This window comes from Cupriavidus lacunae, assembly GCF_003353055.1.
Taxonomy (GTDB): domain Bacteria; phylum Pseudomonadota; class Gammaproteobacteria; order Burkholderiales; family Burkholderiaceae; genus Cupriavidus; species Cupriavidus lacunae.
The window spans coordinates 274060-294091 of sequence record NZ_QKWJ01000004.1 but is presented as its reverse complement, the minus strand read 5'-3'; the positions used below and the strand labels follow the sequence as shown (position 1 = coordinate 294091).

Sequence of the window (20032 nt, the reverse complement as noted above, 5' to 3'; positions counted from 1 at the left end):
GTTTCTCAGGAGCATTTCAAGGCCCTTCCGGCCCCGGCGTGGGCGGAGAAACGGAGATGAGCTATACCGGTGAACGGCAGCGCCGCGATGACCGACGGCCCAATGGTGCGCGCTCGCGGCATGGACCTCAGTCGTGCAACATCTCCTCCCTGGCCTCCGCCGGCGTCTGAGCGCGAGCGTTCCGGCTGGAGCATGTCTTGTATGGAGTGTTTGTACCAGGGTACGCTAGCAAAGGCCTCTTGCGACGGAGGGTATAGGCAGGTGCACAAAACGTGGCGGATCGCTAACGCAGTTCACCGTAGCGCGACACGACGGTGTGATTCCAAAAACGCTGGGAGCGCCCCCAGCCGATGCGGGCGCGTCCGTTGACTTGCGGCAGACACCTCGTCGACGACCCACAGAATTTGAGTTCCGGAAAACAGGCCTGTTAGCCTCAGGCACGCGCGCTCGAGGCGGCCGACGGAAAATCTTCGCGGCGCTCCGCCCATTTCAGAATCGCATCCAGTGCCGGGCATAGCGCCTGACCCCAATCGGTCAGGCGATAGTCTACCTTCGGCGGCACCTGGTGATAGACCGTACGCGTCACGATGCCGTCCTCTTCGAGGCGGCGTAGCTGCTGGGCAAGCATCTTCTGTGTGATGCCGGGGATCAACCTCTCGAGGTCCGAAAAGCGCCGCACCTGGCCACCGAAAAGGTGAAATAGGATCACCAGCTTCCAGCGCCCTTCCAGCAGCTTGAATGCGGCTTCGACATCGATTGCGGCAGTCGCGGGGGTGTACTTTTTTCGGTTAGCCAAGGCCCACTTACTTTTTAGTGCGTTCTTGCGATGTGGAGACTATAACGCCATCATTGGGACATGCAAACCCTGACGCTCGGGAGAGACCACCAATGAATATGACACTGCCGCCGCCACTTGATGTCTATCTGAACGCGGAAGCCACGACCGACACCGCCTCTCTCGCCGACTGCTTTTCTGCCGATGCCGTCGTGCGCGACGAAGGCCGTACGATCGAGGGGCTGGAAGCCATCGAGGCCTGGAAGAAAGACAGCAAAGCCAAGTACCAGTACAGCGTCGAGCCGTTGGACGTGTCCCAGGACGGCGCCACCGTTACGATGCACGCACGGCTCACGGGCACGTTCCCCGGTAGCCCGGTCGAGCTGACCTACACGTTCATCCTAACCGGGGGCAAGATCGCGTCTCTGGAGATTCGCCAATGAGCGACGCACTCGAACTTCAGGGGCTTAGGGCGCTCGTCACGGGCGGCACCAAAGGCGTCGGTAAAGCCGTTGTCGCACACCTCTACAAGGCGGGCGCGAACGTCGTGACGACAGCGCGTTCGCGTCCCGATGACCTTGCCGAAGAATGGTTTATCGGAGCGGACATCACGACGGCCGAGGGCTGTAAAACCATTGTCGACGCCGTGCTCGAACGGCTCGGTGGCGTCGATATAATCGTGCACGTCGTGGGCGGCTCATCTGCGCCGGCGGGTGGCTTCAGCGTGCTCGACGACGACGAATGGAACAAGGCATTGAGCCTGAACCTGTTCCCGGCAGTGCGCATCGATCGCGCGCTTTTGCCCTCGATGGTCGAGCAGCGCTCGGGCGTCATCATCCACGTCACGTCGATCCAGAGGCAGTTACCGTTGCCGGAGGCCACGATTGCTTATGCTGCCGCCAAGGCTGCCCTGTCTAACTACAGCAAAGCCTTGTCCAAGGAAGTCAGTCCGAAGGGCGTTCGCGTCGTGCGTGTCTCCCCCGGCTGGGTCGAGACGGATGCCGCAGCGGGTCTCGTTGCTGAGATCGCCCGGCAGAACGGCATCGATACGGAAGGCGCCCGCAAGATCATCATGGATTCGCTCGGCGGCATTCCTCTCGGCCGGCCGTGCTCGCCCCGGGAGGTGGCCGAGCTCATTGGTTTCCTCGTCTCCGCGCGGGCCAGCGCAATCACCGGCACTGAGTACGTCATCGACGGAGGAACTGTTCCGACTGCGTGATCTGAGCCGCTTGCCCTGCCGCTTCGGTGTCGAACGCTTCTGCAGGCAGCCGGATAGCCGCGACCACGCCTCGTTTGCGCTGCCGTATTATGCCCTGTTAGTCGTCGGGATCGTTCCGGACAAACGTGCGGTCGCGCTCTGACCTGCATACCTGGCCAGTATGTCAAAATTCGTTTCTGATTGATCTGATCCATTGCCGCTCCGGCGTGGGTGTTCGAGAATGGTTTGTCGCCAATGCATTGGCGATCAGGTTTAGCAGCCTGTACACCACACGACGGACAGAGCCGCGCGAGCGGCTCTGTCCGTCGCGCCATCGAACGTCCACACCTGCGGGCGAGCCTTGGCGGGGGAGCCTCAGGGCTCGCCGGTTTGGTGGTGCCGGTCTGCTAACCCTGCCCTGTGCTCGCCCACCCGATTAGCAGCGGACGACGGGCCTCCATCCCTTTAGTTCGGAGGTCACCATGCAAAGCAACTCCCCGGCTCCCCAAGAGCCCACCCTCGCCCAAAAGCAAGCCCAACCTGGCACTGGTCTGACTAGCGGGCAAAATGGGGACGGATCTATTCTTGATCTCGATCTTGAATTAGATCTGTCCCCTTTCTCGCATTCAGCGGCAAATCAAATGCCGTCGCGGATTGCACGGAAATCAAAGGGACCCCCACACCGCATCAAGCACCAGCCATCGTCTCCGCGGTCACTTCCCACCCCGCGTCGATGCCGCCGGGGAGCATCTGGCCGCGATCTTCACCGACTTCCGAGTCGATCAGCCTGTTCAGCTTGTCGTTCATCGCGGCAATGAGTTCACGATGCTTCGTGCTCGCTGCAGCCAGGTTGACCATCTCGAGGGGATCGGCCTGCAGGTCATATAGCTCGACGTCATTAAACCGCTGGAGATCCTCCAGCGTTGTCGGCCGGTTGTGCTGCTTGGGCGAAAAGTAGCGCGCGAAGCTGTACCGCCCGTCGTAGACTGAACGCACCGCACCACGCTTCATCAGGTCAGGCCGGATGCCTGCACTTTTGAGCTGGTCCGGCTTGCCGCCATCCTGCATATAGGCGATGGCCTTGAATAGATAGTCACCGTCAAGGTAGGCGAGCATGTTGTAGCAGAAGAGCGCGCCATCGCGGATGGCATTGACATCCGCCTTCTCGGGAACGGCGAGCAATCTTGAGAAGTCCCTGCCTGGGAGCCCTTTGACGATGCCTGCGCGCTTGTCTGCCGCAACGCCGGTCAATCCAATCAGCGTAGGTGCGATATCCAGGTGCGTGGTGACCGCACGGCACTGCTTGCCGCCCTGATAGGCCGGGTGAGCGATGATCAGGGGTACGTTGTTCTGCTCCCGATACGAGACGGCACCCTTGGCGTGAAGCTGGTGGGCGCCATCCATGTCGCCGTGATCCGAGGTCAGGATCACGATGGTTTCGTCAGCGAGGCCTGCCGCATCGAGTTCGGCCAGAATGGCTGCGATGCTGCGATCCACATCGCGCATGCAGTTCAAGTAATAATTGTGGCGACGACGCCAGCGAGCCTCCTCGTTTGGTATCGCGCCAACCAAGGCATCGTGCGAGCGCAGGAAATCGCGATGCGCCGGAGGACGCCCCAGCGCGTCGAGGGCTTGCGCATGGCTCGATGGCAGCTTGAAGTCCCATTGCCTGGCGTACAGCGGGTCAACCGGATCGCGCGCCACGTGGGTGATGCCACGCCGTGCCTGGACCACGGTGCCGGGGGCGTCAGTGTCATAGAACATCACGTCATGCGGGTTCACGAGGTTGGCAGCCAGGAACCATGGCTTCCCCTCGGCCGTCAGCTCCCGCCCCTTGCCGCGCAGCCAGCTCACGCACATCGCGGATGTGATTCCGTCATGCAAGTAGCCGCCAAGGGTGTGGGCGATAATATCTCCAATGCCGATATAGTCGGAGAAGCCGTAGGCTTCCATCTCCTCGGTAAAGATCTTGGTCGGCGTGCCGAGCTTGTTGACGGTCTCGAATTCCTTGGTCAGGTGCCACTTGCCCTTGTACGCCGTGTAGTAGCCTGCCTCGCGCAGCAGGTCGCCTAACGTGCGTATCTCGGTTGACATGCTGCTAATCCATGGAAAGTTCGTGTTGTCGAACATCCGCGTCTGCTGGATGTGCTGCCCAGTGTAGAGTACCGAGCGGGACGGCGTGCAGACGCACGAATTGATACGGTGGTTCACGAAAGTCGTGCCACGCTTCATCAAGCGTTCGTGCGCGGGCAGGATATAGCCCCTCGGGAGTTCGCCCGGCCGGAAGTAGCGCTCCTGGTCGACGAGTAAAAGCAGAATGTTGTAAGAGCCCATTGCGCGGCCCTTGCTCGCTCTGGGTTGGGACGGTTCCGCGGCAGGGGCCGCAGCCTCTGTGCCCCTGGCCGCGCCAAGGCCCAAGGCCATGGCTCCCATCCCGGCAGTGCGCAGGAACTCTCGCCGGCTCAAGCCAGCGTCCTACTCTTGATCGATATCCATGGTCGCCCTTTCGATGACGTGGCCTACCTTGATTGGGTGTCGCCTAAGGGCCTACTATTGAGCAATCCCAAATTCGCGACGTCAAGAAAACAACCATTGTCATTCCCGCGCAGGCGGGAATTCAGCGTCTTTGACGCCACCGGCGTCCCCGCCTGCGCGGGGACGCCGGTTTGCCAAAGCTGTCCTGTGTTTTGGAAACATCAATAGAAGGGTCACGTCCGCTGCCGTCAGCGACGGAGGTCAATACCCTCCAAGCTGCCGCAAGAATAATTTCTTGGGGGACTTTTCGCCTGCGCGGCCGTGGAGCATCCACTAGGTAGCTGAAAGCAGTCTAGTAACCACACTTCTTGCCGCCAAGTCGACCTCCTGCCGCGCCTGCATCAATATCGTTGCCTACCGCACACAGCCTATTCAAGACGCGCGTGTATAACGCTAAAGCGGGGATGCGAGAATTACTCCGCATGACTGGACGGATCTAATGTTTGGAGGCGGACCGAGTCAGCAAAGCTTGCTTACCAGACAAAAGCCGGCCGTCTACACCGAAGCCCTTGCCATCTCTGTCACGCCGAAGAATGCCCGCTGAGGCGGCCGGCGCCGGGAGCTTTCCGTGGGCGACGAGGCCTGCCTTGCGGCCACTGTTGTTCGGCCGTACCGGTTGCCTGAGTGGCTGCGCAGCTATCACGGGTGGTGATGTCAGGACTGACGCCGTTGCCGGCCTGACGGCAGGGGCGGTCGTCATTCGCAAGGGCTCGCCTATGCCAGCATCGCGCAAGCAACTGCTGTCTCATCTTTGAGGGCACGCATCGCGCGGCGGAACACTGGAGGCAACTATGGCGTCACTACTGTATGGTGTCGGTTGGCCCGGAGGGCTGTTGTTTGCCGTGGGACTATTCGCCAGTATCTTGATTGCTTTGGAGCTTGGCCGACTGGTGTGGCAATGGCAAGTTGACTCCGGCCGCGAACCGGAGACAACAGGTGTCAGTGCGGTCGCAAGCGCGATATTCGCACTGCTTGGGCTATTGGTCGCCTTCACCTTTTCCGGAGCGGCAAGCCGCTTTGACATGCGGCGCACGCTGATTGTCCAGGAAGCCAACGACATCGGCACTGCTTACCTGCGCCTGGATCTGCTGCCACAACCGGCACGCGGTGAGCTGCAGGAGATATTTCGGCAGTATCTGGATGCGCGGCTTGACGCCTATCGAGCCATCCCCGACCGCAAACGAATAGATGAGGCCCTAGTGCGCTCGGACGTGCTGCGCGAACGCCTCTGGATAAAATCCGTAACAGAGTCCCAGCGAACCGCTAATACGGTGGCCACCATGCTTCTGTTGCCAGCGCTCAATGCTGCATTCGATACGGCCTCGACCCGGCTCGCTTCAACAAAGGAACATCCGCCCAGCGTCATCTTCGGCCTGCTGTTTGCGCTTTGCTGGATTGGGGCTTTCTTCGCCGGCTATGGCATGGCCAGACGCGGACCTCGAAACTGGTTGCATGCACTTTTCTTCGCGGCCGCGCTGTCGGTGACGCTCTACGTTATCGTCGACTTGGAGTTTCCACGGCTAGGCTTGATCCGCGTTGACGCTTTCGACGAAGTGTTGCAGGAGGTTCGCAATGCAATGCGATGAACCTGCACTGTGGCGCAGCCGAGCTGCGTAGGGCGAATCCACACCTGGCCAGCCGGCGCTCGGCTTGCTGGCCTTTCGATGGCTTGGTGGCTGGCTGCTGGCGTCGGGCTGTTTGTCGTGGGATGGATCGTCCAGTTCATCGGCCACTACTACGAAGGGCGCAAGCCGGCTTTCGTGGACGACCTGGTCGGCCTGCTTGTCGGGCCGCTGTTCCTGGTCGCGGAAACGGCGTTCGCGCTCGGCCTCGCGCGTCAGACGCGCGACGACATGGAAGCGCACGCGCACTGATGCGTGTGCCAACAACGTTAAAATTGCCGGTTGGTTGCAAGAAGATGTGGCGGATTCTTGACGAATCCCGGCCGACCCTCGATTGGGACACGCGGGGCGCTTGTCACGGGTACGTACCCGGTGCGCTGCCATTGCACTGACCGTATGCTTTTCGCTCCCTATCTGCGATGCCGACGAACCGGATGACCGCTTTGTCCGCACTACGGTCATGTCCCTTCTCTTGCGCTACTGACCGAACGAGAGCGCCAACCGCCTGCAGGCACTGGTTTGACGAGGAGAGCCTGCTTGCCCGCCGAACGGGTAAGCAGCGCCGAAAAGCAAACGGAACGAACCAACTCGCGCCGTTTGCATCTTCCCCATTGGCAGCCGTGCACTCAATGAAAATCCCGGCTCCCCACCATCAACCGCCCCAGCAGCGGGCTTAGATCCACCAGTTCCTTGGCCACCAGATGCCGCACGTCGCCCTGGCGCTGCCAGGTGCCGACCACGCCCAGCAGCGTGGCGCCCAGCACCTCTTTGCGCTGGCGCTCGATCAGGTCGGGCCACAGGATCAGGTTGATGGAGCCGGTCTCGTCCTCGATGGTCGCAAAGATGGTGCCGCTGGCCGTGGCCGGGCGCTGGCGCACGGTGACGATGCCGCAGGCGCGCACGCGGCGGCCGTTGGCGCAGCGCGCGAGCTGGCTGGCGGTGGCAAAGCGCATCGCCGCCAGCTTGTGGCGCAGCAACGCCAGCGGATGCGACTTGAGCGACAGGCCCAGGCTGGCATAGTCCGCCGCCACGTCTTCGCCGAGCCGGGGCGCGGGCAGCGCCAGTGCGGCTTCGGCGGGTGGCGCTTCGTACAACAGGTCGCGGTGCGCGGCATGTGAGGCGGCGGCGCGCGCCTGCCAGCGGGCCTGGCGGCGGTTGCCGGCCAGTGCCACCAGCGCATCGGCGGCGGCCAGCACGTCGATGTCGTGCCGGTCCAGGCCGGCGCGCAGCGCCAGGTCCTCGACGCTGTCGAACGGACGCTGGGCGCGCGCGGCCTCGATGCGCAGCGCGGCGGCTTCACGCATGCCCTTGACCCGGCCCAGGCCCAGGCGCACGCGCGGATGTGGCGGCCGGCGCGGTTCCGTGCGGGCCTGCGCGTCGGCAACATCGACCGGCTCCGCTGGCTCCAGCGTGCTGTCCCAGCGGCTGACGGTGACATCCACCGGCAATACCTGCACGCCATTGCGGCTGGCATCCTGCACCAGTTGCGATGGCGAATAGAACCCCATCGGCTGGCTATTCAGCAGCGCGCACAGGAACGCGGCCGGATGGTGGCACTTGAGCCAGGCGCTGATATAGACCAGCTTGGCAAAGCTGGCCGCGTGGCTTTCCGGGAAGCCATACTCGCCAAACCCCTCGATCTGCTTGCAGATCGCCAGCGCGAAGGATTCCGGATAGCCGTTGCCGGTCAGCGCGCGCACCAGCGCGTCCTGGTGCTGGCGCAGGTCGCCGCGCCGCCGCCAGGCCGCCATCGAACGGCGCAACTGGTCGGCCTGCCCCGGTGAAAAACCGGCCGCGTCGATGGCCAGCTGCATCACCTGCTCCTGGAAGATCGGCACGCCCAGCGTGCGGCCCAGCACTTTCTCGATCACCTTGTTGAAGTAGACCGGCGGCTTCTGCGTGCGGCGGAAGGCCTCGCGCCGCTTCAGGTAGGGATGCACCATGCCGCCCTGGATCGGCCCGGGCCGCACGATGGCCACCTCCACCACCAGGTCGTAGTACTTGCGCGGCTGCAGCCGCGGCAGCATCGATTGCTGCGCGCGCGATTCGATCTGGAACACGCCGATGGTCTCGGCCTTGCAGATCATGTCGTAGGTGTCTGGGTCTTCCTTGGGGATGTCTTCCATGCGAGCCGGCAGCCCCGCGCGTTGCGCATCCGGGTTGGGGATCATCTGCAACGCGCGCCGGATCGCCGACAGCATGCCCAGCGCCAGCACATCGACCTTGAGCAGGCCCAGCGACTCCAGGTCGTCCTTGTCCCACTGGATCACGCTACGGTCGGCCATGGCCGCGTTCTCGATCGGCACCAGCCGCGACAGCTTGTGCCGCGCGATCACGAAACCGCCCACGTGCTGCGACAGGTGGCGCGGAAAGCCGCGCAGCTGCGCGGTCAGGCTGGCCCACTGCTGCACCGCCGGCGAATCAGGATCGAGCCCGTAGCGGGCGATCTTCTCGACAAAGCCGTGGCCGCCGTCCCACCAGGCCTGGCCCTTGACCACCTGCTCCACCACGCTGGCATCGATGCCCAGCGCGCGGCCCACGTCGCGCAAGGCGCTGCGCGAGCGGTAGGTGATCAGCGACGCCGCCAGCGCGGCGCGGTGGCGGCCGTACTTCTCATAGATGTACTGGATGACCTCTTCGCGCCGCTGGTGCTCGAAGTCCACGTCGATATCGGGCGGCTCATCGCGCTCGCGCGAGAGGAAGCGGCCGAACAGCAGGTTGGCCTGCTCGGGGCTGACCTCGGTCACATACAGGCAGAAGCACACCAGCGAATTGGCGGCCGAGCCGCGCCCCTGGCACAGGATGCCCTCCCTGCGCGCAAAGCGCACGATGTCGTGCACGGTCAGGAAGAAAGGCTCGTACTGCTTTTCTTCGATCAGCTGCAGTTCTTCTTCCAGCTGTTTCTCCCACTCCTGCTTCAGGTAGCCGTTGGGAAAGCGCTCGCGCTTGCCACGCTCAACTTCCTTGCGCAGGTAAGAGATCGGCGTCTCGCCGGCTGGCACCAGTTCCTCGGGATACTCATAGCGCAGCATCCCCAGCGAGAAATCGCACGACTCGGCAATCTTCAGCGTCTGCGCCAGCGCCTCGCGCGGGTACAGGCGCGACAGCACCTGGCGCATGCGCAGGTGCTGCTCGGCATTGGGCGCCAGCGCCATGCCGCATTCGGCCAGCGGCTGGCCCAGCCGGATCGCGGCCAGCACATCGGACAGCGGCTTGCGCGAGCGCACGTGCATGGTGACCGCGCCGGCCGCCGCCAGGGGCACGCCGGTCTGTGCCGATACCGCTTCCAGGCGCGCGCGGTGCAGCGCATCGGCATGTCCCTGCAGCTGTTCCAGCGCGATCCAGGCGCGTTCGCCGAAGACTTCGCGGCACCACTCGGCCTGCTCCCGCAACAGTTCAGGATCGGCGCAATAGCCGGGCAGCAGCAGCGCCACGCAGCCGGGTATGCCGCGCAGGTGCGCTTCGTCAGCGGCGGGCGCGGACAAGTCTTCGCGATGCAGCCGGTAAGTGCCCTTCTGCGCGCGCCGGCGGCCCAGCGTGATCAGCTCGCTCAGGTTGCCGAAGCCCTCGCGGTGCTGGGCGATCAGCACCAGCCGCAGCGGCGGGTGCTCCGAACCATCGGCAGGCGTCAGGCTGAAGCGACTGCCGATCAGCAGCGAGAAGGCATCGGCGGCCCGGGCCAGCGCCTGCAGCCGCTGGTGGCGGCTGGCATGCGCGTGGGGATCGTCATCGCCGGCGTCAGGCTCTTCGTCGTTGTCCAGCAGCGGCTCATCCACGCCCTCTTCCCCGCGTGCCGCGCTGCGCGCCACCGCGTCGTGCAGGCGCTTGCGCAGCGTCTCGATGGCATCGTGCGCGCGCGCGGTGCCGGCCACCGAGCATTCATCGGTCAGCGCCAGCCCGCTGTAGCCCAGGCGGAAGGCGCGCTCGATCAGCTCGCCCGGGTGCGAGGCGCCGGTCAGGAAGGTGAAGTTGGAGATGCAGTGCAGCTCCACGTAATCCGGCAACGCCGGCAGCAAACCCGGCAACGAGGCAGGCAAGGTCAGCGCGGTCATGCGAACAACCCATGCAGGAACCAGCGGTACTCGCCGCCATCGTCCTGCGCGCCATGGCCCGGACGTTCGCGGAAGATCCAGCAGCGCAGGCCGTCGGCGCGCTCGGCGATAAAGTAGTCGCGCGTGGCCAGCGCGCCGTCCCACCAGCCGGCCTCGATGCGCTCGGGCCGGCTCAGCAGCGCCAGCGGGCCGCCGTGGCAGGGCCGGTGGCGCTGCACCGGCAGCGGCAGCGGTTGCGGCAGCAGCCACAGCGGGCGCTCCGGCTGCGGGCCCGGCAGGCTGGCGGCCTTGTTGCCGCCGGGCTCGTCGACGGGGCACCAGCGGTTGGCGCGCTCGGGCCGGTGGTCGGCCAGCGGCCGCGGCTGCAGCACGTTGTCGCGGCCCAGCCGCGCCATCAGCGTATCGAGCAGGCGTCCCAGGTCCTCCGGCGTGCCGCCGGGCTCGGGAAACAGCGCATCGCTTTGCGGCACGCACGCGGCCATCGCCTCCACGCGCAGCGCCAGGCCGGTCACCGGGGCGTGGAAGCTGAGCTTGTCGAGCTTCTCGCGCAGCAGCCGCGACAGGTGCGCGGGGTCGCGGCTGGGCTGGGCCAGGCCCACCGGCACCGCGGTGCCGTCGGTGTCCACGCCGCGCCGGTAGCGCTCATGCTCCAGCACCAGCACGCAGCGCGTGACGCCGGCCTGCTGCACCGCCAGCCAGCCCGCCAGCGCCAGCAGCAGGCGCTGCGCGCCGGCCAGCACGCCTTCGGCAGATTCGATGCGGCCCGGCAGGTCCATGCGCTGCGCAAACGCGGGCGGCGCCACAAACCAGACAAAGCGCGCCGGCGCCTCGCCATAGGCCTGGTCCAGCCGGGCCAGCAGCGCCGGGCCCAGCCGGCGCGTCAGGCCCGCGCGCGGCAGGCGCCGCACCTCGCCCAGCGTGCGGCAGCCGATGCCGTCCAGCCAGGCCGGATCGGCCAGCGTATGCAGCGCCTCCACCGGCAGGCGGTCCAGCAGCCGGTGCAGGCGCGCCATGCCCACCGCGCGGCGCCCCGGCCGCACCACGCCGCGCCGCGTGCGCCGCAGCGGCTGGCGCGCCAGCCACGCGGCACCGTGCGCGGTCGGGCCGGAACCCACCTGGGCAAAGGTGCCGAGCTGGCGCACGCAGGCACGCACCGCGCGGCACAGCGCGCGGTGGCCGCCAAACAGGCGCAGGCTGGCGGTGACGTCCAGCATCACCGTGGCCGACTCCGGTTCCTCGTCGACGGTCACGCCCGGCGTGAAATGCAGCAGCGCCAGCGCCACCGCCTCCATCAACGAAGCTTCCGCGGCCAGGTCGCGCTCCAGTTGCACGATATCGGCCGACAGCGCCTGCACGCCGCCGCGGCGCATGCCGTAGCGCACGCCGAGCTGCATCGCCGGGCCGTTGGCCAGCGCCACCTGCTCGCGCGCCATCACCGCCACCGGCAGCGCATGGTGCAGCGTGGCGGTGGCGGCAGGCGGGCTCACGGCGGGCGCCAGTTCAGGCCAGGTGGGCTGCAGGGCGTCCAGGGGCAGGCGCGGCAGGTGCACCGCGATCCAGTACGGCATCGGAAGAAGACTGAGAAGACGATTCAGAAAAAGCAGGTGTGCCTGCCGGGACAGGCCAGGCGGCCGCGCGCGTGGCCGCCGCCATCCCGTCCAGGCGCAGCAGCAGCGGCGTGTCCCGCACCGGTCCGCGCCGCTTGTGGAAGGCGATCGACAGCACATTGCCGGGCAGCGGCGCCAGCAGCAGCCGCAGCACCGCCGGCGATGACTCGCGCAGCGCCGTGGCCGGACGCAGCGCCCATACCACCGCGTCGCCGGCCTGCGCCAGCACCTGCAGCCGCCGCAGCGCCTCAGGGCGGGCCGCGGGCAGCCACACCAGCACGCCGCCGAAGGCCTGGCTGCGCAGCACCTGCTCGGCCGCCCACAGCATGTCGGCCTGCTGCGCGGCCTTGCCGGCACCGGCCGCGGGCCGCATCCAGTAAAGCTGGCGCGCCGGCAGCCCGGCCGCGGCCAGCCCCATCGCATTGGGCAGGTAAGGCGGCGCCACCAGCGCAATGCGGCGCCCCGCCCCGGCCAGCGCGCGCAGCGCCGGCAGCAGCAGGCGCAACTCGCCCGCACCGCCCTGCGCCGTCAGCAATTCCGTCAGCCCGCCCGCCGGCCAGCCGCCGCCGGGCAGCTCCGCCGACAGCGACTCATACCCGGTCGGGCATATCGCCGCGCTGCCGGCACGGCCCAGCTGGCCGGCCCGCCACAGCCCGGGATAGCGCTGCTCGAGCGCCGACAGCGCCTGCTGGCGCGAGGCCGGGGCTGGCGAGGCAGGCGCCGGCGCAGGGAAAAGAAGACCCTCCGCCGCCAAGGGCGGGGCTGCGTGCGATTGCGCAGTCATGTGAAGTTGGCATCGCTCGCCGGGGGCGGCGAGGATCTAGGATGTTTACGATAACTGTATATTTATACAGCATCGGGTGCCAGCGCAAGGGGTTGCGGCGAGGGGTGGACTGGGGGATACCGGAGAATCGAGATCGGCGGCCGGCCAGGCCGCTTCCGAGACTCCCATCCGCTTTGTCCCAGGGCAGCGTTTGCAGGAGCAAATCATTCCATATCATTACTTTTTATATAAAAAGCTACTATGAGATGATGAATCCTCGCCATCGCTGTGGCGATGCATCATACTAAAGCATGTAGACACCAGTAAAATAATGCTATGTCATTAGTTTCCCAATGCCGCCAGTTGCGTGAAGCCAGAGGCAAGACCCTGACCGACATCGGACGGGTATTGGGCATGGCCACCCAGAACCTGTCGGCGATCCTGCTCGGAAAAAAGGACAGCCGCGCCTCGACCCTTGAAGCCCTGGCGGCCGCCCTGGACGCGCAATGGGTCCTGGTACCTAACGAGCGTGTACAGGAAGTCAGGCAAGTCCTGGAAGGCAAAGGCAGCGGGCCCGACCGCAGCGCCCGCGGCGCACTCGACATCTTCCTGGAAAAGGAATGAGCTACGAACTCCATCCCCGCTTCCTCGAGGTCCGGCTATATGACCGGCTGTGCGGCTACCTGTGCGAGGCCGGCGGCAATGTCCGGTTCGTGCCCGCCGAGGCCTTCCGGGGCGACACGGACCGCCCCACGCTGAGCCTGTCGATCACCGTCCCGACCGAAGCGGGCCGCAAGGCCACCGCCGAGGTGCTGGACAACCCCTTCCATCCCGCGATCTACAGCACTGGCCATGAGTTGCCACCGTACTTTGCCGGCCTGCTGCCCGAAGGCGAACTGCGCAAGCGGCTGGAGGTCACGCGCAGCAATCCCGAAGACAAGGACGACTTCGGCATCCTGGCGTCGGCAGGCAATGACCTGCCCGGGGCTGTCGTCGTCAGGCCGGCGGACGTCAGCGCCCTGCCCGCGTATGCCCGGGCCTATGGCGTGACCGGCGGCGCCGACAACCTGGAGATCGCCGTGGTCGAGGGCGCCACGCAAGGGGCTGCCTCGGTATCCGGCGTGCAGAACAAGCTGGCCCTGTCGACGGTGCAGGACGGCAAGCGCTACACCCTGCCGACCAGAGGCAGGCTGTCCGACATCATCGCCAAGCTGCCTGCCAGGAACGACGATGCGCAGGTGTTCAACGAATCGATCTCCATGCAACTCGCGGCCGCCGCCGGCGTGCATGTTGCGGCGACGCGGGTCCTGCCGGTTTCGACCATCGAGGTGGAGGGGCTCGCCGAATCCCTGGGAGAGAACCTGCACTACCTGGCGGTCGACCGCTTCGATCGCACCCCGGCCGGGCGTGTGCATGCCGAAGACGGGTGCCAGATGCTGGGCCGGATGCCGGCCAGGAAATACGCCAGCATCGAAGGCTACGTTCAACTCGTTGCCACCCTGTACCGCCTGAGCCCGAGCGGGGTCGAGCACGTACGGCAGTTCTTCCTGCGCCAGGCGGTCAACACGCTGATCGGCAACAGCGACGCGCACCTGAAGAACTTCTCCGTGATCTACCACAACGGGGTCTTGCCGGAACTATCGCCGGCGTACGACATCGTCTGCGTGGCCGCCCTGCCCGGCTTCGCAACGTACGGCCAGAACGTCGCCATCGACAAGCTGCAGCGCGAAGAAACCCTGGCAACGTATGAGTCGATCGCGGAAAAGGCCGGCGTGCCGCGGCGCATCGCCACCGCCGCCGTCAAGGAAGCGGTAGCGCTGGCGCATGCTAACTGGCCGCGCATGCTGGATGACCTGGATGCGCCGCGGGCGATTCGCGACGTGGTGACCGAGCGGCTTGCGACGCTGCCGCTTGCAAGGGCCGGCAGGCCGGGCAGGTAACTGGCCTGCCCCGACAGGGGGCATCGCAAGTTCATGGTCCAGCGCCGCCATGGCGGATAATGCGCGATCCTCAAGCGCACGCCAACCCCATGCCCGCAAGCAGCAACAGCACTGGACGCATCGACTGGACGACCCTGTTCCTGCTTACCTTCCCCCCGCTGAGCTGGGCCGGCAATGCCATCGTGGGCCGCCTCGCCGCCGGCACGGTGCCGCCTGTCACCCTGAACTGGGTGCGCTGGGTGCTGGCCGGCATGCTGCTGGCCCCCTTCGCCTGGCGCGGCGTGATCGCGCACCGCGCGGCGCTGCGCCGGCACGCCGGCGTGATCACCGCCATGGGCATCCTGTCGATTGCCAGCTATAACGCCCTGCAGTACCTGGCGCTGACCACCTCGACGCCGATCAACGTAACGCTGATCGGCGCGTCCACGCCGCTGTTTCTGATCGTGATCGGCGCCCTCTGCTTCGGCGAACGGGTGAAGCCATGGCACGTCGCCGGCGCGCTGCTGTGCATGGTAGGCGTGACCTTCGTCCTGGTGCGCGGCGAACTCAGCCGGCTCGCCCAGCTTGACCTGGTGCCCGGCGACCTGTTCATGCTCGCGGCCACCATCTCCTGGAGCGCCTATACGTGGCTGCTACGCAAGCAGCGCCCCGCGCTGCCCCTGCCCGTGCTGCTGTTCGCGCAGATCGTCACCGGCGTGCTGGCGAGCGCGCCCGTGACGGCATGGGAGCTGATGACGCTGGACCAGCCGCTGCAATGGAGCGGCAAGGTCGCGGCCATCCTGCTCTATGTGGCAACCATCCCGTCGTTGCTCGCCTACTTTGCCTGGGACCGCGCCATCGCCCGCGCGGGCGCGCAATTGCCGGTGTTCTTCATCACCCTGACGCCGGTGTTCGCGGCGCTGCTGTCCACGGTGCTGCTGGGCGACTGGCCGCGGTGGTATCACGCTGTCGGGCTGGCGGCGATCGCGACGGGGATCTGGCTGGCGCAGCGGCGTTGAGGGGGCCTTGTCTTTTGCCGGCCTTTAGGGCAAATGAATGCGCCTGACATGGCCCGGCAAGGGCGCGATACAACGATCGCCGGCTGGCTGTATGTAGCCTTTGAATTAGGTGAAAAGAGCTGGAAGCTGTCGCTGGGGTGACGGCGTGCGTGCGCCAAGCCGGTGGACGGTGACCGCCGGCGATACAGCGGCGGTGCTGACACGCGTGTCGCCCTGTCCTCGCGCCCGTCCGGCATGAGTGCGTGACGCAGGGCGCTCTGCTGAGGGCGCCATGAGGTCAGCCGGCAAACGAGGCATCTGTCAGCCACAAAATCCACGTGCTCCCTGGGTCCTCCTCCGGAGCCGCACGTGACGACATCCACGCCAGCGTGCGTGCAAAGGTTGCGCGCAGCGCAAACTAGCCCACCTGGGCGCCACCATCGAGCCGGACCTTGAGGCGCCGCACCGCTTCTGTCGACTCGGCTTCGATCTGTTTGCGCAGCGCCGCCCAGTTGAGCAGGGAGAACAGCAACGTGGGCGCCTTGTAGGTGAAATCACGCTCGAACCGCGTGCCGGCGTCGATCGGCGTCAATGTGTACGTGACAGTCCCCGCCTTCCTGCCATCGATGTCGCCGTCGATGCTCCAGAACGCCGGAGCTCGGCGCGCCGTCACCGTCCAGACGACCGTCCCTTCGCGGCCCGCTACCCTGAAGGCTTCGGTCACCTGTTCTCCGACTTGCAGCGAATGATCAGTGGCACCTCGCACTGCCAGCGACGATGGATGCCATGCCGGCCAGTTGGCCGGTGTCGACACAAACGCAAACACTTCCTCAGGCGGTCGTTGAATGGTGACCTCGCTGTGAATCTTTGTCATCGGCTGCCAGGGTAGTGGCGCAAAAAGCAGCACGGCAATCGCGCAGATTGCCACGAGTGCACGGAAAGCCGTCTTTCGAAAAGGCATGGCATGAGGCTCGCAGGAAACGGTTCCTGCCTTCACTATAGACATGGTCACCATGTGCACGAGGCCTCGTATCCCTGGCGGTCGTACCTCAGCCAAGGGCCATGCACCGCGGGCTTCCGGCCATTCTCGGCCATCCACCCTTGCGTCGCCGGACGGCCGGAGTGGGACGTCACGCGGGCGCTATCCGTTGCCGATGCCGCGAAATATCCACATTGCTTTTGCCTTACTCAATCGGCAGTTGCCGCACCGGTTTGCCGGTGAGCTGGGCGACGGCATGTGCCACGGCCGGTGCGACCGGGGGCACTGCAATTTCACCAACGCCGCTGGGCTCGGCCGTGCTGGGCACGAGGTGGGTTTCGATCACCGGTGCCTGCGCCATCTTCAGCAGCGGATAGTCGGGGAAGTTGGCCTGCACGACCTGCCCGTCCTTGATCTGGACCTGGCCGTACAGCGCCGCAGTCAGCCCGAAGATGACCCCGCTTTCCATCTGCTGCGCAACGATGTCCGGATTGACTACCGTGCCGCAGTCCACGGCGCAGAAAACGCGATGCACACGCGGCTTTCCGTCCTTGAGCGACACCTCCGCCACCTGCGCCACCACCGAGCCGAACGCATTGTGCAGCGCGAGCCCGCGCGCACGCGGGGCGCCGTCCGCGGCCGGTGCCAGCGGCTGGTTCCAGCCTGCCGCCTGCGCTACAGTGTCGAGCACCTTCAGCTCACGCGGGTGCGCCTTGAGCAAGTCGCGCCGCATCGCCAGCGGGTCGAGCCTGGCGGCGGCCGCCACGTCATTCAGGAAGCCTTCCAGGAAGAACCCGGTGTAGGAGTGGCCGACGCTGCGCCAGAATCCGATCGGCACCGGCAAATCGACCACCAGGTGCGCAATGTGCTCGTGCTCGATCTCATACGGCAGGTCGAACAGGCCCTCGGCTGTATAGCGGTCGATACCGAGTGACGGCGCGCCGAACAGGCGCTCCAGCTCGCCGGCCAGGATCGACTGCCCGGCGCTGCGCGAGGCGATGGCCGTCACCTTGCCATTCTCGACGCGGGCCTTCAGCCGAGCGATGGCCTGCGGGCGATAGAAGTCGTGGCGGATGTCGTCTTCGCGCGCCCAGATCACCTGTACCGGGCGGCCCTCGGTCCTGGTGGCGATCGACACGGCCTGGCCGATGAAATCCGACTCCAGCCGCCGTCCGAATCCGCCGCCAATGAGCGGGATGTCGATCTGCACCTGGTCCCGGCTCACACCTGCCGCGCGCGCGGCGACCAGTTGCGCCAGCGTGGCCACCTGGGTGGGCGCCCAGAGCCGCACGCCATCCCTGGTCACCTGCGCCGTGCAGTTGATCGGCTCCATGGCGGCATGCGCCAGGTACGGCACACTGTATTCGGCCTCGACGATGGTTGCGCCACCCGTCTTGTCAAAGGCCTTCAGGCCATCGCCCAACGAACGGTACGTGAAACCGCCCTTGTCGCTGTCGAGCGCGCCGACGAGCTGCTGCCGGATGCCGGCGGAATCGAGCGAGGCATGCGGCCCGTTGCCCCAGACCGGTTCGAGCTTTTCCAGGGCCTGCCGTGCCTGCCAGTAGTGGTCGGCCACCACGGCCACGCCCGGTGCGCCACCCGTCGATCCCTCGAACGGCACGACATACCGCACGCCGGGCATGGCAAGCGCCGCCTTCGACTCGAAGGTCTTGAGCTTGCCGCCAAACACCGGACACATAACGACCGCCGCGTACAACATGCCGGGCGGCCGCGCATCGATGGCAAAGCGTGCGCTGCCATCCGTCTTGGCGGCGATGTCATTGCGCGGTGCAGGCTTGCCAATCAGCTGGTATTGCGCAGCCGGTTTGAGCGTGACGCTCGATGGCGGCGCAATGTCGCGCGCCTTCAGAGCGACCGCGGAGAACGGCATCTGCTTGCCGCCCGGGCCAATGAGCTGGCCTTCCCGCACCGTCACCTGCGCCGCCTGCACGCCCCATTCGCGCGCAGCAGCTTCCACCAAGGCGGCGCGCGCGGTCGCGGCGGCCTCGCGCACTGGCTGCCAGCCGTCGGCCACGCTGCTGCTGGCGCCGGTGATGATGAGGCCGATCTCTCGCGCGCTCTTGGCCATGATCCAGTGCAGTGCGCGCGCCCAGGTCTGGTCGGCATCGTCCGGATGCAGCGGCAGCGAGCTGTCGCCCATGGTGACGACATTGCCATAGATTCGCTCGATGGGCGACGACTCGATGCTCACCCTTGCCAGCGGAATATCGAGCTCCTCGGCGGCCAGCATCGACAGCGCGGTGTGGATGCCCTGCCCCATCTCCACCCGCGGCATGGCGAGGATGACGTTGCCTTCCGGCGTGATCTTGATCCAGCCGTTCAGGGCAATCTGGCTGGACTTTTCAGGGAATACCGCGGGACCGCCAAGCCGGCTGCGCGGGGGCATCACGCCCCAGCCCACCACCAGCGCGCCGCCAAGGCCGAGCGCCCCCAGCAGGAATCGGCGCCTTCCGCGGCGCGGGGTCGTTGCGTTGGCGCTCATGCGCGGCCCTCCCGCAGCGCCTTCGCGGCTCGCTTGATGGCGGTGCGCACGCGCGGATAGGTGCCGCAGCGGCACAGGTTGGTGATGGCCGCGTCGATGTCGGCATCGCTCGGGTCTGGCTGCCGGGCCAGCAGGTCCGCCGCCGCCATCAGCATGCCCGACTGGCAGTAGCCGCATTGCGGCACCTGTTCGTCAATCCAGGCCTGCTGCAGCGCGTGGCGCTTGCCCGGCGCGTTGGCCAGCCCTTCGATCGTGGTGATGCGCTTGCCGGCCACCGCCGCCACGGGCAGGACGCAGGACCGCACCGCCGCGCCATCCAGATGCACGGTACACGCGCCGCAAGCCGCGACGCCGCAGCCGAACTTCGTGCCTGTCAGGTTCAGGTGGTCCCGCAGCACCCACAGCAAGGGTGTGGCCGGGTCGCAATCAACACTGACCGGTTGGCGGTTCACGTCCAGATTCATGTATTTCTCCTCGCCCTCATCGGAATTCCTGCAATCTTGTCGAGCCAAGCCGGGTGCCAACGCGGCAGTGTTGCACAGGCCATCGACGGTCCATCAGCCAGTCTTGACCGACCGGCGCCGGCTTGCCTTGCGCAGTGTAGTGACATCGCCGGTCTCCAGGGCTGGGCTTTCCAATTCCCCTGACCGTATCCGCGACAACACCCTCTTCGCATTGGTGGCGCAGTCAATTTCCGCAGGTTTCGCCTCGATCTCCGCCAAAAGTGCGACGAGGTGCGCCTTGCTCTGCGCAAGCCGCACCTCCAGCGCCTCGATGTCCTGCACCTTGCTGCGGAGCGTTTCAATCAACGAGCCATGCTTCCACTGCGCCAGGTCGGGCGGCAGCAGCTTACGAATCTCGTCGAGACTAAAGCCGGCCTGCTGCGCAGTCGCGATCAGGTCGAGCACCAGCACCGCCTGAGGTGGATAGGTCCGGTAGCCGTTCGGCTGACGCTCGACCTTCAACAGGCCGATGCCTTCGTAAAAGCGGATGCGCGACGGGGCAAGGCCAGTGCGCTCCGCCAGTTCCCCGATCTTCATCCTCGCCACACTCCTCAAACAGCTTGAAGTCGCCCTCAAGA

15 protein-coding genes and 2 pseudogenes are annotated in these 20032 nt (G+C 66.0%); 8 read left to right on the top strand and 9 right to left on the bottom strand.

Going from position 1 to position 20032, the window contains the following annotated elements:
- Positions 1-433 precede the first annotated feature (433 nt).
- Positions 434-796 (bottom strand): winged helix-turn-helix transcriptional regulator, encoded by a 363-nt coding sequence (locus DN412_RS06270; RefSeq protein WP_115013709.1) that lies wholly within the window; start codon positions 794-796, stop codon positions 434-436.
- A gap of 92 nt (positions 797-888) precedes the next feature.
- Between DN412_RS06270 and DN412_RS06265 the strand changes: the two genes are divergently transcribed.
- A complete protein-coding gene (locus DN412_RS06265) occupies positions 889-1218 on the top strand; it encodes a nuclear transport factor 2 family protein (protein ID WP_115013708.1) in 330 nt (109 codons plus the stop codon).
- Positions 1215-1994: an SDR family oxidoreductase gene (locus DN412_RS06260; RefSeq protein WP_115013707.1), complete on the top strand. Its 780-nt coding sequence runs from the start codon at positions 1215-1217 to the stop codon at positions 1992-1994. Before DN412_RS06265 ends, DN412_RS06260 begins: the two co-directional genes overlap by 4 nt.
- 666 nt (positions 1995-2660) lie before the next feature.
- On the opposite strand, the gene DN412_RS06255 is transcribed toward DN412_RS06260, so the two are convergent.
- A complete protein-coding gene (locus tag DN412_RS06255; RefSeq protein WP_244222570.1) occupies positions 2661-4307 on the bottom strand; it encodes a sulfatase family protein in 1647 nt (548 codons plus the stop codon).
- Between the two features lie 992 nt (positions 4308-5299).
- On the opposite strand from DN412_RS06255, the gene DN412_RS06250 reads away from it, so the two are divergent.
- Together DN412_RS06250 and DN412_RS06245 are read left to right on the top strand one after the other, a co-directional pair.
- Positions 5300-6094, top strand: coding sequence for a bestrophin-like domain (locus DN412_RS06250; protein ID WP_115013705.1), 795 nt, complete (start codon positions 5300-5302; stop codon positions 6092-6094).
- A 51-nt stretch (positions 6095-6145) separates the two neighbouring features.
- Positions 6146-6382: pseudogene (locus DN412_RS06245) on the top strand (Mpo1-like protein); the annotation flags it as partial.
- A gap of 374 nt (positions 6383-6756) precedes the next feature.
- Here the strand turns inward: DN412_RS06245 and DN412_RS06240 are convergent.
- The 3 genes from DN412_RS06240 to imuA are packed head-to-tail and all read right to left on the bottom strand — an operon-like array spanning position 6757 to position 12573.
- Entirely contained in the window at positions 6757-10182 is a 3426-nt protein-coding gene (locus tag DN412_RS06240) for an error-prone DNA polymerase (RefSeq protein ID WP_115013704.1), read from the bottom strand.
- The gene (locus DN412_RS06235; RefSeq protein WP_115013703.1) at positions 10179-11750 is read right to left on the bottom strand and encodes a Y-family DNA polymerase; all 1572 of its coding nucleotides are present in this window, start codon (positions 11748-11750) and stop codon (positions 10179-10181) included. Before DN412_RS06235 ends, DN412_RS06240 begins: the two co-directional genes overlap by 4 nt.
- The gene (gene imuA, locus DN412_RS06230; protein ID WP_208647569.1) at positions 11683-12573 is read right to left on the bottom strand and encodes a translesion DNA synthesis-associated protein ImuA; all 891 of its coding nucleotides are present in this window, start codon (positions 12571-12573) and stop codon (positions 11683-11685) included. The genes DN412_RS06235 and imuA overlap by 68 nt, the downstream gene beginning before the upstream one ends.
- A 315-nt stretch (positions 12574-12888) precedes the next feature.
- On the opposite strand from imuA, the gene DN412_RS06225 reads away from it, so the two are divergent.
- The 4 genes and pseudogenes from DN412_RS06225 to DN412_RS45815 all read left to right on the top strand — a co-directional run.
- Positions 12889-13176, top strand: a complete 288-nt coding sequence (locus DN412_RS06225) for a helix-turn-helix domain-containing protein (protein WP_208647568.1) — start codon at positions 12889-12891, stop codon at positions 13174-13176.
- Positions 13173-14492, top strand: a complete 1320-nt coding sequence (locus DN412_RS06220; protein ID WP_115013701.1) for a type II toxin-antitoxin system HipA family toxin — start codon at positions 13173-13175, stop codon at positions 14490-14492. Before DN412_RS06225 ends, DN412_RS06220 begins: the two co-directional genes overlap by 4 nt.
- An 89-nt stretch (positions 14493-14581) precedes the next feature.
- On the top strand, positions 14582-15490 hold the full coding sequence (locus DN412_RS06215; RefSeq protein ID WP_115013700.1) for a DMT family transporter: 909 nt from the start codon (positions 14582-14584) through the stop codon (positions 15488-15490).
- Positions 15491-15523: 33 nt separating this feature from the next.
- Positions 15524-15689: pseudogene (locus DN412_RS45815) on the top strand (IS110 family RNA-guided transposase); the annotation flags it as partial.
- Positions 15690-15887: 198 nt separating this feature from the next.
- On the opposite strand, the gene DN412_RS06210 reads toward DN412_RS45815, so the two are convergent.
- From DN412_RS06210 to DN412_RS06195, 4 genes are all read right to left on the bottom strand, one after another.
- Positions 15888-16475, bottom strand: a complete 588-nt coding sequence (locus DN412_RS06210) for an SRPBCC family protein (protein ID WP_425267401.1) — start codon at positions 16473-16475, stop codon at positions 15888-15890.
- A 178-nt stretch (positions 16476-16653) separates the two neighbouring features.
- Positions 16654-18951: a xanthine dehydrogenase family protein molybdopterin-binding subunit gene (locus tag DN412_RS06205; protein WP_115013698.1), complete on the bottom strand. Its 2298-nt coding sequence runs from the start codon at positions 18949-18951 to the stop codon at positions 16654-16656.
- Entirely contained in the window at positions 18948-19415 is a 468-nt protein-coding gene (locus DN412_RS06200) for a (2Fe-2S)-binding protein (RefSeq protein WP_115013697.1), read from the bottom strand. Before DN412_RS06200 ends, DN412_RS06205 begins: the two co-directional genes overlap by 4 nt.
- A 93-nt stretch (positions 19416-19508) precedes the next feature.
- Positions 19509-19991, bottom strand: coding sequence for a MerR family transcriptional regulator (locus DN412_RS06195; RefSeq protein WP_115013696.1), 483 nt, complete (start codon positions 19989-19991; stop codon positions 19509-19511).
- Positions 19992-20032 lie beyond the last annotated feature (41 nt).